The organism is Nereida sp. NH-UV-3 (assembly GCF_042939535.1).
GTDB lineage: Bacteria > Pseudomonadota > Alphaproteobacteria > Rhodobacterales > Rhodobacteraceae > Nereida > Nereida ignava.
Genome location: NZ_CP132157.1, coordinates 1,260,596 through 1,273,485, shown reverse-complemented (window position 1 = coordinate 1,273,485; position 12,890 = coordinate 1,260,596). Strand labels below are relative to the sequence as shown.

Annotated in this window: 13 protein-coding genes; 9 read left to right on the top strand and 4 right to left on the bottom strand. The window is 55.1% G+C overall.

Annotation, left to right across the window (positions count from 1 at the left end; all coding sequences use genetic code 11):
* Positions 1-88: 88 nt before the first annotated feature.
* Positions 89-1,264 carry an acetyl-CoA C-acetyltransferase gene (locus NeNHUV3_RS06295; RefSeq protein WP_391480427.1) on the bottom strand — a complete coding sequence of 392 codons (1,176 nt, stop codon included), beginning with the start codon at positions 1,262-1,264 and terminating at the stop codon, positions 89-91.
* Positions 1,265-1,523: 259 nt separating this feature from the next.
* Between NeNHUV3_RS06295 and NeNHUV3_RS06290 the strand changes: the two genes are divergently transcribed.
* Positions 1,524-2,114 carry a DNA-3-methyladenine glycosylase I gene (locus tag NeNHUV3_RS06290; protein WP_391480426.1) on the top strand — a complete coding sequence of 197 codons (591 nt, stop codon included), beginning with the start codon at positions 1,524-1,526 and terminating at the stop codon, positions 2,112-2,114.
* Here NeNHUV3_RS06290 and NeNHUV3_RS06285 read toward each other — a convergent pair.
* On the bottom strand, positions 2,092-2,637 hold the full coding sequence (locus NeNHUV3_RS06285; protein WP_391480424.1) for a TlpA family protein disulfide reductase: 546 nt from the start codon (positions 2,635-2,637) through the stop codon (positions 2,092-2,094). The two genes, NeNHUV3_RS06290 and NeNHUV3_RS06285, sit on opposite strands and share 23 nt — an antisense overlap.
* A gap of 32 nt (positions 2,638-2,669) precedes the next feature.
* Between NeNHUV3_RS06285 and argH the strand changes: the two genes are divergently transcribed.
* The 5 genes from argH to NeNHUV3_RS06260 are packed head-to-tail and all read left to right on the top strand — an operon-like array spanning position 2,670 to position 8,495.
* Entirely contained in the window at positions 2,670-4,058 is a 1,389-nt protein-coding gene (argH, locus tag NeNHUV3_RS06280; RefSeq protein WP_391480423.1) for an argininosuccinate lyase, read from the top strand.
* Positions 4,059-4,078: 20 nt separating this feature from the next.
* The gene (locus tag NeNHUV3_RS06275) at positions 4,079-4,228 is read left to right on the top strand and encodes a hypothetical protein (RefSeq protein ID WP_391480421.1); all 150 of its coding nucleotides are present in this window, start codon (positions 4,079-4,081) and stop codon (positions 4,226-4,228) included.
* Positions 4,229-4,230: 2 nt separating this feature from the next.
* Positions 4,231-4,566 carry a DUF2834 domain-containing protein gene (locus tag NeNHUV3_RS06270; RefSeq protein WP_391483190.1) on the top strand — a complete coding sequence of 112 codons (336 nt, stop codon included), beginning with the start codon at positions 4,231-4,233 and terminating at the stop codon, positions 4,564-4,566.
* A 17-nt stretch (positions 4,567-4,583) separates the two neighbouring features.
* Complete coding sequence (gene lysA, locus NeNHUV3_RS06265; protein WP_391480420.1) at positions 4,584-5,849, top strand: diaminopimelate decarboxylase; 1,266 nt, start codon at positions 4,584-4,586, stop codon at positions 5,847-5,849.
* A gap of 36 nt (positions 5,850-5,885) precedes the next feature.
* A complete protein-coding gene (locus NeNHUV3_RS06260) occupies positions 5,886-8,495 on the top strand; it encodes a TIGR02302 family protein (protein WP_391480418.1) in 2,610 nt (869 codons plus the stop codon).
* 1 nt (position 8,496) lies between these two features.
* On the opposite strand, the gene NeNHUV3_RS06255 is transcribed toward NeNHUV3_RS06260, so the two are convergent.
* Positions 8,497-9,498, bottom strand: coding sequence for a zinc-ribbon domain-containing protein (locus tag NeNHUV3_RS06255; RefSeq protein ID WP_391480417.1), 1,002 nt, complete (start codon positions 9,496-9,498; stop codon positions 8,497-8,499).
* A gap of 61 nt (positions 9,499-9,559) precedes the next feature.
* Here NeNHUV3_RS06255 and NeNHUV3_RS06250 point away from each other — a divergent pair, with 61 nt between their 5' ends.
* From NeNHUV3_RS06250 to NeNHUV3_RS06240, 3 genes are read left to right on the top strand one after another with little or no spacing between them, the layout of a single operon-like run.
* Complete coding sequence (locus NeNHUV3_RS06250) at positions 9,560-10,231, top strand: cell division ATP-binding protein FtsE (protein WP_391483187.1); 672 nt, start codon at positions 9,560-9,562, stop codon at positions 10,229-10,231.
* Positions 10,228-11,124, top strand: a complete 897-nt coding sequence (locus NeNHUV3_RS06245) for a cell division protein FtsX (RefSeq protein WP_391480415.1) — start codon at positions 10,228-10,230, stop codon at positions 11,122-11,124. The genes NeNHUV3_RS06250 and NeNHUV3_RS06245 overlap by 4 nt, the downstream gene beginning before the upstream one ends.
* Positions 11,125-11,847, top strand: a complete 723-nt coding sequence (locus NeNHUV3_RS06240; RefSeq protein WP_391480413.1) for a lysophospholipid acyltransferase family protein — start codon at positions 11,125-11,127, stop codon at positions 11,845-11,847.
* Positions 11,848-11,911: 64 nt separating this feature from the next.
* On the opposite strand, the gene NeNHUV3_RS06235 is transcribed toward NeNHUV3_RS06240, so the two are convergent.
* A complete protein-coding gene (locus NeNHUV3_RS06235; protein ID WP_391480412.1) occupies positions 11,912-12,877 on the bottom strand; it encodes an acetyl-CoA carboxylase carboxyltransferase subunit alpha in 966 nt (321 codons plus the stop codon).
* Between the last annotated feature and the right edge of the window lie 13 nt (positions 12,878-12,890).

The following is a 12,890-nucleotide window of genomic DNA, read 5'->3' as shown; positions in this document are numbered from 1 at the left end:
CTCCAGTCAGGGTTATTCGGTAATCTAGTTACAAATTAAAAATCCTGCGCGCAACTATATTGCGCACAGGATTGATATTTTTGGTGAGTTACGGACGTTCTACGCACATAGCAACGCCCATACCGCCGCCAATACACAGCGTTGCGAGGCCTTTTTTCGCGCCGCGACGCTTCATCTCAAAGAGCAGCGTGTTCAAGACGCGGCAACCTGATGCACCGATCGGGTGGCCAATGGCGATTGCGCCGCCGTTTACATTCACGATGGCCGGATCCCAGCCCATGTCTTTGTTCACTGCGCATGCCTGAGCGGCGAACGCTTCGTTGGCTTCAACCAGATCAAGATCGCTTGCTGACCAGCCCGCTTTATCAAGCGCCTTGCGGCTTGCGTAAATTGGCCCAACGCCCATGATCGACGGGTCCAGACCTGCCGTGGCGTAGGAAACAATCCGTGCAAGCGGCTCAATGCCGCGCTTTTCGGCGTCATCTGCGGACATCAAAAGCGTTGCTGCGGCACCGTCGTTAAGGCCTGATGCGTTTGCTGCGGTGACTGACCCTTCGCGTGTAAATGCGGGGCGTAGCTTTGCCATGGCATCCATTGTCGCGCCGTGGCGAATGTATTCGTCCGCGTCGACGGTAATCTCGCCTTTGCGTGTTTTCACGATGAATGGCACGATCTCGTCTTGGAACTTGCCAGCCAATTGTGCAGCCTCTGCCTTGTTTTGCGAGGCAACGGCAAACTCGTCTTGCATCTCACGGGTGATGCCCCATTGATCCGCAACGTTTTCAGCTGTTTGGCCCATGTGATAGCCATTGAACGCATCCCAAAGCCCATCGCGGATCATCGTGTCGATGTACTGCATGTCGCCCATCTTTTGGCCTGCGCGCAATGTTGCGGCATGGGGGCTGAGGGTCATGTTTTCTTGTCCGCCTGCGGCCACGATTGAGGCATCACCCAACTGGATGTGTTGTGCAGCCAATGCAACTGCGCGCAAACCAGAGCCACAAACTTGGTTGATGCTCCATGCAGCGGACTCTTTGGCGAGGCCCGCGTTGATGTGCGCTTGGCGCGCGGGGTTTTGACCTTGGGCAGCTGTAAGAACTTGGCCCAAGATTGTCTCGGAGACTTCAGCCGCATCGATGCCTGCACGTGCGACGACTTCGCTCAAAACGGCTGCGCCCAAATCATGTGCTGGTGTGTTGGCAAAGCTGCCCATAAAGCTACCGACGGCTGTGCGTGCGGCGGATGCAATAACGATGTTGGTCATATCCCTGAGGTCCCATTCTTAGTTGGCTGGCCCTCGCAAACTGCAATTTGCGCATGTGTTTACGCGCAAAAGGGCCCCGATAATGCCTCTTGCGTAGTGGGAATGGTCTGATGAGTCACGGAAGTATTTAATGTTTACGCTAGCATAAGCAGTAGATTGCCCGCAAAAATACGCAGAAGTTTCGGATTGGCGTCACTGTTGGGTGACTTAGGGTCAACTTTGATGTGTGTCTGGCGGAAATCAAGATGGGAGAGATGTTTTGGGTGATGGATTAACGCGGTGCGACTGGCTCGATGGGCCTGAGATTTATCGCCACTACCATGACACAGAATGGGGGGTGCCGGAGTACGATAGTCGCGCACTTTGGGAGAAACTAATCCTCGATGGCTTTCAGGCGGGTCTGTCGTGGATCACCATTTTGAAAAAGCGCGAGGCGTTCATTGAGGCGTTTGAAGGGTTTGACCCCCACCGCATCGCTACGTGGGCTGAGGCGGATGTTGAGCGTCTGCTGGCAAACCCTGGCATCGTTCGCCACCGCGGTAAAATCACAGCGGCGATCAGCAATGCGAATGCCTTTATTCGCCTAGAAAGTGAGCAAAGCTTTAGTTCCTATTGCTGGTCATTTGTTGGGGGCACACCCATTCAGGGGCATATCATGCGCCCCGAGGACCGGCCCGCCCAAACAGTAATCTCGGTAGCACTCTCAAAAGACCTGAAAAAGCGCGGTTTCAAGTTTTGCGGCCCCACAATCGTTTATGCATGGATGCAGGCTTGTGGGCTGGTCAACGACCACTCGCTTGGTTGCCACAGGTTTGAACCGTGCCGCCTTATTGGGTCAAAAGCGCGCTGATCATCGCCTTAGCTGACGGACTGTTCCATTCCGCATCACCAACCATACGTGCAATTTCGCGCCCCTGTGGATCAAGTATCAAAGTTGCCGGTAAGCCGAGTACGCCAATTTGACGCGACAGGATTTGCTTAGGGTCGCGGTAGAGCGGCAGATTTTCCACACCGATATCGTCAAAGAATTTACGCATGGCCGCAGGGTTGTTGCGCCCCGTTGCAATGGTCACCACCGCAAAGTCCTCGCCACCAAACTCTGCCTGTAATTCTTGAAGCATCGGCATCTCTTTGCGGCATGGTGCGCACCAGGTTGCCCAGAAGTTCAACACGACATGTTTGCCCGCATAGGCCGCAAGCGTCGCTGGCGCGCCATCGAAGGTTTGAAACTCTGCCTCTGGCATATCTTTTGCGGCGGCATGGAAGTTCAGCTTTTTCATGCTGCCCATCAGCAAATTTTCCAGCGCGGGATTGGCCGCAGCATTTGTTGCGATAAGAGCGAAGGCCATATAAAGCGACACAAGATATTTCATTTTCGCAGACTTCTTCCTGTTAAAGGGCCGTTATGACAAAGACATCGAACCAAATGTGGGGTGGCCGTTTTGCCGCCGGTAATTCAGACATCATGGAAGCAATTAACGCGTCCATCGATTTTGACCAGCGGATGGCGGCACAAGACATTGCAGGCTCGCGTGCCCATGCGGCGATGTTGGGTGCGATGGGCATTGTCACTGATAGCGATGCGACCGCGATGCGGGAAGGGCTGCTCACAGTATTGTCAGAAATCGAAGCAGGCGATTTTCCGTTCTCAAAGCAACTTGAAGACATTCACATGAATGTCGAAGCGCGCCTGAAGGAGATCATTGGCGAGCCAGCAGGACGTCTGCATACGGGGCGTTCACGCAACGATCAGGTGGCCACGGGGTTCAAGCTTTGGGTGCGGGACCAGTTTGACGCAGTTGACGCGGCATTGGCGGCACTGATGAAAGCGTTCGTTGGTCAGGCAGAGGCCGGCGCAGAGTGGGTGATGCCAGGCTTTACGCATTTGCAAGTGGCACAGCCCGTCACTTGGGGTCATCACATGCTGGCTTATGTCGAAATGCTGGACCGTGATCGGGCGCGCTTTGCGGATGCGCGCAAGCGGATGAACACATCGCCTTTGGGGGCCGCTGCGTTGGCGGGCACTGGTTTTGCGATTGACCGCGACATGACTGCGACTGAGCTTGGTTTTGACCGGCCTGCGTCCAACTCGCTTGATGCGGTATCCGATCGTGATTTCGCGCTTGAGTTTCTAAGCTCCGCGTCAATTTGTGCGATGCACCTAAGCCGCTTCGCCGAAGAGCTTGTTATCTGGTCGTCTGCGCAATTCCGCTTTGTCACCCTGTCCGACGGCTTTTCAACAGGCTCGTCGATCATGCCGCAAAAGAAAAACCCCGATGCGGCCGAGTTGATCCGTGCAAAAATTGGTCGGATTTTTGGCGCCAATGTCGCTTTGATGACTGTGATGAAGGGCCTGCCGCTGGCCTATTCAAAAGACATGCAAGAAGACAAAGAACAGGTCTTTGATGCGGCCGATAATTTGATGCTGGCGATTGCTGCGATGGAAGGCATGGTCAGTGATATGACTGCAAATGTCGCTGAACTTGAAAAGGCGGCTGCCACAGGGTTCAGCACGGCCACGGATTTGGCAGACTGGCTTGTGCGTGAACTTGGGCTACCCTTCCGCGAGGCGCACCATGTGACAGGTGCGCTGGTCGCCATGGCCGAGAAGGGTGGTTGTGATTTGCCTGACCTCAGTCTTGAGCAGATGAAAACGGTGCATGAGGGCATTACTGTAAGTGTGTTTGACGTATTGGGCGTTCATAATTCAGTTGCCTCACGCACATCATTTGGCGGTACAGCGCCCGTTCGCGTACGCGAGCAAGTTGCCCGTTGGAAGGAACATTTGGGATGAGAGTAATCGGTATGTGTTTAATGGTAGCAACTTTGGCCGGATGCGGTGCTGACGGTCAGCCTGTGCGCCCGACAGGTGGCGTAGGCGTGTCTGTTGGTTCGGGTGGTGTCAGCGTTGGTGGCAATGTTGGCGTGCGCTCTGGCCCTGTTACTGTAAGCGTTGGGCTTTGATCATGATGCGCAATGTGCTCCGTCTCATCTTTCTTGCGCTCGCCATTTGGGGCGCCATCCACCCTATGTATTATTTCGTCAGCTGGTTTCAGTCTGAAGGGTGGGCGCTGGGCCCGATGATCGATGCTTGGTACGTCAATGACGCCACAAGCGGCCTTGTTTGGGACCTCACCATCGCGGCCATTGCGCTGTCCGTGTGGGTGATCTACCGCGCCTTTGCGGATAGCCTCGTTTATCTGGTGGTGATCCCGGCAACCTTTTGCATTGGCGTCAGTTGTGGCCTACCGCTTTACTTTTTTATCGCCTTGTCGCGCAGCCCCGCGCACGCATCAACCTAAGACCACAGGGATCACCCATGGATCACTTTCTTTATCGTGACGGCGCGCTCTATGCCGAAGACGTTCCCGTCGCTGAAATCGCAGCTGCTGTTGGCACACCGTTTTATGTCTATTCATCAGCGACGCTTCTGCGGCACTTCCGTCTCTTTGACGAGGCGCTGGACGGCATGGAGCATCTTGTTTGTTTTGCGATGAAATCCAACAGCAACCAAGCTGTTCTCAAATTGTTGGGCGATGCGGGTGCGGGCATGGACGTTGTGTCCGGTGGAGAATATTTGCGTGCCAAGGCTGCAGGCGTGTCTGGTGATAAAATCGTGTTTTCGGGCGTTGGTAAAACCGCTGATGAAATGCGCCTCGCGCTGACTGGCGGTGTGCGTCAGTTCAATGTGGAGAGCGAGCCAGAGATGCGCCGCCTGTCCGAGGTAGCCACATCATTGGGCATGGTCGCGCCGATTACTGTGCGCGTGAACCCTGATGTGGATGCGAAAACCCACGAGAAAATCAGCACAGGCAAAAAGGGTGATAAATTTGGCATCCCGATTGACCGTGCGTCTGAGGTCTACGCCCTAGCTGCATCACTTCCCGGTCTGAAGGTTGTGGGCATTGATGTGCACATCGGCAGCCAACTGACCCAGCTTGAGCCGTTTGAATTGGCCTATGAGAAAGTTAAAGACCTGACCATTCAGTTGCGCGCGGAAGGTCATGAAATCATCCGCCTTGATCTGGGTGGCGGTCTTGGCATTCCGTACGAGCGCTCGAACGAAGCGCCGCCTTTGCCAACGGATTACGGTTCGATGGTAAAGCGCGTTCTGGGCGATCTGGACGTTGAGATTGAGATCGAGCCAGGCCGCCTTATCTCGGGCAATGCAGGCATCATGGTGTCAAAAGTAATCTACCTCAAAGAAGGGGCTGACCGTCAGTTCCTGATCATTGATGGTGCGATGAATGATCTGGTGCGCCCTGCGATGTACGGCGCATACCACGATATCATTCCTGTTAATGAGCGCCCTGCGGGTGCGCAAAGCGCCACCTATGATATTGTTGGGCCGATTTGTGAAAGTGGTGACACTTTTGCTAAGGGTCGCTCTATGGCTGCTGTCGCACCGGACGAATTGATCGCGTTCCGCAGCGCGGGTGCATATGGCGCTGTGATGTCGTCTGAATATAATTCACGTCCCTTGATCCCCGAAGTTCTTGTGCAGGGTGATCAATTTGCAGTTATCCGCCAGCGGCCCACCTTTGACGAAATGATAAATCGCGATACCATTCCTGAGTGGCTGTGAGGGCTATCGTGCGCTCACGTGAGTGAGAGGTGAGCGATGACTGCCAATTTGGCTCTGCCAAAAGCGACGCGAAAAGCACTGCGGCTCACGTGGCTCGGGCTATGGGCTGAACGTATCACCCGTGCTTTTTGGCCGGTTTGGTCGGTTGTTTTTGTGGCTATTGGTGCGGCTCTTCTGGGTGTTCATGGGGCGTTGTCCGAAACAACCATCACCGTTTTTGGTGTTGGGTTCTTTCTGTGTATTCTCGCCGCAATCTTACGCGGTGCACGTCAGTTTGAGCGCCCGAAATGGGGCGAGGCGCAAACGCGCTTAGACAAAACCCTATCAGGCCGTCCGATAAGCTCATTTCTGGATGCACAGGCCATTGGCACAAGCGATCCTGCATCGCAGGCAGTCTGGGAAATTCACCAGAACAGAATGCGCGCTCAAGCAGCGACTGCCAAAGCCGTTGAGCCGGACCTTAGGGTCTCGCGGCTTGACCCGTTTGGTTTGCGGTTCGTTGCCCTTTTGGTGTTGTCGGTTGGGGTATTGTTCGGCTCGTTTGGGCAGCTAAGCAGCGTGACCAAAATAATCGAAGCCACTGATCAGTTAGCGATGGGCCCCAGCTGGGAAGGTTGGGTAACGCCGCCTGTGTATACGGGGCGGCCTACGATTTATTTGCCTGATGTTCCCGCTGGTCCGCTGCGCGTGCCCGAAGGCAGCGAAGTGACGGTGCGCCTTTACGGTGAACTTGGTTCATTAGGTGTGATGCAGAGTGTTACAAGCCCGCAAGCTGACCCTAACGCTGCTGAGCAGCGCTTTGTCGTTGAGCAAAGCGGTGCTTTGGCGATTGGTACGGCGGATCAAAACGCAACCAAGGCCGATGGCGCACGGCAGCAATGGTCTGTGATTATGGAGCCGGATCAGGCCCCATCAATTATTGCGTCTGCGCCGGTACGTTCCGAGGCGGATGGGACTTTGCTTCAGCAGTTCTTGGCACAAGATGATTACGGCGTAGTCGGGGGAAGTGGGGTTATCTCGCTTGATCTTTTGAATGTTGACCGTGCCCATGGCTTGTCTGCAGAGCCCGAAAACCATCCCCAGATCACGCTACAATTGCCAATGACAATAACGGGGGATCGCACGCAATTTGAAGAAACCTTGACCGAGAACTTCTCGGAACATGTGTTTGCCAACCTGCCAGTTGTGCTGCAAATGCAGGTCGAAGACAGTCTTGGTCAAACCGGTCAATCTGCCCCCATCAAGATGATGTTGCCCGGCCGCCGCTTTTTTGATCCGCTTGCAAGTGCGATCATAGAGCAGCGACGCGATTTGCTGTGGACCCGCGAAAATACCACCCGTGTAGAGCGCCTGCTGCGTGCCATTTCATGGCTACCTGATGATATATTTCGCGGAGAGGGGACGTACCTTAGTCTGAGTTTCATCATCCGTGATTTGGCCAATTTAGGCCCGCAAATGAGTGACGATAAACGTGGTGAAATTGCGCAAGCCCTTTGGGAACTGGCAATTAAGTTAGAAGACGGTGATCTTGAAGATGCGCGCCAACGCTTGGCCCGCGCTCAAGAACGGCTGAACGAGGCGATGCGCAACGGTGCCTCTCAAGAAGAGATTGCTGAATTGATGCAGGAATTGCGCGACGCGTCACAAGATTACCTGCGCCAACTTGCGCAGGAACAACAGCGCAATGGCGATGCGGGCGATCAACAGCAAGCGGGCAATAGTCAAGAAATCACGCCAGATCAGCTTCAGCAGATGATGGATGAAATCCAGCAATTGATGGAGGAAGGGCGCATGGCCGAGGCGCAAGAGCGCATGGCGCAGCTGAACCAGATGCTTGAGAACATGCGCGTCGCCCAAGGCAGTGGCGAAGGTGGTACCCAAGGCGAAGGTCAGCAAGCCATGGAAGACTTGGCCGAAACACTTCGGGATCAACAAGACCTAAGCGATGAAGCCTTCCGCCAACTCCAAGAGCAGTTTGAGCAAAGCGAGCAACAGGGGCAGCAAGGCCAGCAACAAGGTCAAGACGGCCAGCAGGGTGAAGGCGGTCAACAGGGCAACCAGTCGGGTCAGCAACAGGGCCAGCAGCCGGGAGAACAGTCTGGTGGGCAATCAGGTGGGCAAGGTGGTGCCGAAGGTTCGGGCGATCTTGAAGGGTCACTCCAAAACCGCCAGCAAGCGCTTCGCCAAGAGTTAGACGCACAGCGGCGCAACCTACCTGGTGCGGGCACCCAAGCTGGTGGTGATGCACGCGAGGCTTTAGGGCGGGCCGAAGGCGCAATGGAGAAAGCGGATGAGGCTTTGGGCGAGGGTGATCTGGCTGAGGCGATTCATCAGCAATCTCGCGCGATTCAGGCGTTGCGCGACGGGTTGCGTGATTTGGGTGATGCTATGGCCCAAGCCAATGATGGCGCTCCGCAAGAGGGGCAGGGAACGCCCTCAGGTCAAAATGGGGGCGCATCCCGCGATCCATTGGGCCGTGATCGTGGACAAGGTCGTGCAATAAGTGACGGCGAAGGCCTTTTGCAGGGCGATAATGCGAACCGCCGCGCACAGGATTTGTTGGATGAAATCCGGCGTCGTTCGGGCGATGCAGAGCGACCTGAACTTGAGCTTGAGTACCTTAAGCGTCTGCTTGAACGGTTTTGAGTCAACCTGCGTCAGGCTCGGCAGGTAAGGTGGGTGTGTCCCGAGCAGCCGCCCCGTTCACTGAAACAGTCGCCTTTTCCATCCAAGAGTTGGCGGTTTGGGAAAACGCACTTAGGCCCTCATCCAGCTTGCCGCGAGCCGTATCCACAAAGTTGACATAGCCATCTATAGGCTGCGCAACTTGCGGCAGGGCGTCTTTGGCTTGGGGCGCATAGACATAAAGAGCAAGTGCTGCCGCCGTGATGCTGAGCATGCCGAAAAAGCCGGTCCGGAACTGCTTGCGATCTGCGCGCTCTTGAAGGGTCGTGTCTTGCGCAGATGCCGCTTGGTTCGTGCTGAGCGTTGAGTTGATTTCTTCAATATCTGGCAGCAATTCACGGCGCGGTGCCGACGAGGGCGCTTTGGGCGCATTTGTTACCGCCGCAATTTCCTCGGCCTCAATTCCGCGCAATCGTGACAGACGATCTACGGCGCTGCTTTCTTGCCTCTCGCGGGTTGTGATCTGTGCTGCGCTGTCCTCAAGCCCAAGTTCTGTTTGCGTCTCAAGTGGGGACGTGGGTGCGGCCCGTTGCTTTTTGTCAAACTCGGCTTCTTGGCGCAGAATATTCTCAACCTCTGGGGTCATGGTGCTGCGTGGGCCGCCGTCTCCTTGTTGGCCGCGGACCCACGGCGTTGGGTCTTTTGCGCTTTCGGTGGCGATGTCATCCAGAACAGTCTCGGCCATTGATGCGGTCAGAGTGTCATCAAGTGTTCCGTTTGTGGCGGTTTTGGCGGGCGCCTGAAACCACGTCACATTGCAGCTTGAGCACTGCACGTCGCGGCCCTCATCAGGGATCACGTTGTCGGGAACCTCATATGTCGCATCACAGTTCGGACAAATCAGCCGCATCTTGCTTACCTTACCATTTAACAGACGTATCGCCTGTCCTTCATCGCTAATTGTCCATAAATAAGCAACAATATCAATCAGACAATCAAAACACAGGCGCTGTGATTGAAACATTGCAAATGTTGCTGCATGAAGGCGTGCAATGCGACGGATACGCGTGAAGGATGAACAGGCAGTGATTGAATTACGCGATACAAGCTACTCCTACCGCGGTGGTGAGCCGTTGTTGCAGGGCATGACTTTGCAGGTTGCGCCCGGCTCTTTTCACTTTCTGACGGGGCCTTCAGGTGCTGGTAAGTCAACGTTGCTAAAGCTGATGTACGCGGAGTTGCAAGCAACGGGTGGCGCAGTAACACTTTTTGGTCAAGACCCACGGGTCATGGACCGCAATGCGGTTGCAGATGTGCGCACGCGCATAGGTGTGGTCCATCAAGACTGTCAATTTTTGGATCATCTGAGCATCGCAGATAATGTGGCCCTTCCGTTGATGGTGCAGGGGAAACCTGTAGGCTCTGACCTGCATGATCTACTTGCATGGGTTGGCCTGAGTGATCGGATGCACGCGTTTCCACCCGAACTATCAGGCGGGGAGAGACAACGCGCAGCACTCGCGCGGGCAGTTCTTTTGTCACCTGACGTGATTTTGGCTGATGAGCCTACGGGCAATATTGATTGGGATATGTCCCAACGGGTTTTGCAGTTGTTGGTTGAGCTAAACAAAATGGGCAAAACGGTCATGGTGGCGACCCACGATATTGCGCTTATCCGTGCCGCGAAACCGCAAGTCTCAACGCGCATTTTGCGGATATCTAACAAACGCCTTCAATCTGCGGGGGCTGAGCTATGATAGCCGATACATTGCGCCTTATTATTGCGCCCAACAAAGCCTCGGACACGGTTGTGCCGCCCACTGGGTTTACGGCACGTCTTACGGTTTTTGCCGCGGGTGCAATGGCGTTTTTGGCTGTGTTTGCTTTGGTTTTATCTGTTTCAACAGGGCGCTTGGCGGACCGTTGGGAAGCTGAGCTGAACAGCAGCGTTACCATCCGGATATCCGCGCCCGCCGATCAGGTTGAGGCGCAAACGTTGGCCGTATTGAAAGTGCTGGACCAAACCGCAGGTGTGGCCTCGGCGCGCGCACTTGAGCCTGATGAGCAGCGCGCACTTCTCGCGCCGTGGTTTGGGCCTGATGTGCCTCTTGAAGAGTTACCACTGCCCCGTTTGGTTGATGTTGTTCAGGGTCCACAAGGTCTTGATGCCGCGGGTCTGCGCTTGCGTTTAGCGGCCGATGCACCTGGGGCCGTGCTTGATGATCATAGCCGTTGGCGTGCGCCGTTAGTTGATGCTGCACGGGCTTTGCGGATGCTGGGGTGGATTGCGCTTGGGCTTATTGGGATCACGACTGCTGCGATGATTACGCTGGCAGCTAATGCGGCTTTGGCCGCAAACGCTCAGGTAATTCGTGTGCTGCGGCTTGTCGGTGCCCGCGATACATTCATTGCCGGGGCGTTTGTGCGTCGCTTTACGCTGCGCGGTTTGATCGGCGCTGCGGCAGGCACAGCCGCTGGTATCGTGGCGATTATCTTGCTTCCGAACGGGGCCGAAGGCGGCTTTTTGACCGGTCTCGGTTTTGAAGGTTTTGGTTGGCTGTCGCCCGTTCTTATTCCGCCGCTTGGGGCTATTGTGGCATTTGCTGCAACACGCGCGGCGGCTCTTCGTACTTTGTCAGGACTTCGCTAAATGCAGTATTTGCGCTCGCTTGTTTTTGTTGGCCTTATTTATTTTCTCATGCCGATCGTTGGTTTGCTTTGGATGCCGTGGGCGATTTTTGATCGACGTGGTGCGCTATCTGCGTGCAAGTCTTTCTCACGGATCGTGTTCTTTCTTGCCCGTCCGATGGTGGGCCTGAAAGTCGAAGTGCGCGGCACACCCCCTTCTGGCGAGGTGATTGTCGCCGCCAAGCACCAGTCATTTCTCGACATTATGATGATCTTTACAGCTTGTCCGTCTGCGCGTTTCATCATGAAAAAGGAAATTCTTTATACGCCGGTTATCGGGCTTTATGCGTGGCGGCTGGATTGCATTGCTGTTGATCGTGGCAAGAAAATGCAAGCAATTGAGAAGATGAAGACCGACGTACAGGCAGGTGTGAAGCACCCCGGTCAGCTGATTATTTACCCCCAAGGAACGCGCGTCGCACCGGGTGTTGAGAAGCCCTATAAAGTGGGCACGGCCGTGATCTATGACCAATTGCAACAGCCTTGTGTTCCTGTAGCGACCAATGTTGGTGTGTTCTGGCCGCGCACGGGCATTATGCGCAAACCAGGTACGGCGGTTGTTGAGTTTTTGCCTGTCATACCTGCAGGCCTGACGCTTGATGATTTCCGCAAGCGTTTGCAGTCAGACATTGAAGGCGCATCAGACGCGCTTTTGGATGAGGCCGGCTTCAAGCGGCCTCAGTAATTTAAATCACGTTCCACGGTAAAAGCCGCGCGGCGCTAGATGCGGCCTATGATAGGTTGCTCAGTTAAGCCGCAAGGCCCTTGCTGCCCAAGTCCAAGAACTTTTGACGGCGCTCTTTGAGCAGCTCATCAGGGCTCATCTTGCCAAGTGTTGCCAGCATCTCGCTGATGCCTTTGCCAACATCGGCGATCGTATCATCAATATTGCGGTGGGCGCCGCCAAGTGCTTCTTTGATGATGCTGTCGCAAATTCCGAGCTTTGTCAGATCTTGCGCGGTCAAACGCAGTGCTTCTGCCGCTTCGCGCATTTTTTCCGCGTCTTTCCAAAGGATCGATGCGCAGCCCTCGGGTGAAATGACCGAATAAACGGAGTGCTCCAGCATGATCAGGCGGTTGGCCGTGGCAAATGCAACCGCTCCGCCCGAGCCACCCTCACCGATGACAACTGATACCAGCGGCACGCGTAGCTGAAGGCATTTTTGAGTTGAACGCGCGATTGCCTCGCTTTGCCCGCGTTCTTCAGCGCCTTTGCCAGGGTAGGCGCCGGGGGTGTCCACAAGCGTGATAACAGGCAGGCCAAATCGATCCGCCATATCCATCAACCGAACCGCTTTGCGGTAGCCTTCAGGGCGCGCCATGCCGAAATTACGCTCGAGCCGCGTTTTGGTATCATAGCCCTTTTCGTGGCCGATCACGACAACTGGCTCGTCGTTGAAACGTGCAAGGCCGCCCATAACTGCATCGTCTTCGCCAAACGCACGGTCACCAGCAAGCGGAGTATATTCTGTAAACAGCGCCTCAATGTAATCTTTGCAATGGGGCCGCTCTGGGTGACGCGCGATCTGGCATTTGCGCCACGGCGTCAGGTTGTTTTTGTAAAGATCGACCAGCATATCTGCTGCTTTTTTATCCAGCGCAGCGGCCTCTTTAGAGATATCCATTTCCTCATTGCCGCGTGCCATCGCGCGAAGCTCTTCAGCTTTTCCCTCAATCTCGGCGAGGGGTTTTTCAAAATCGAGGTAATGTGTCATGGTCTACCGCTTT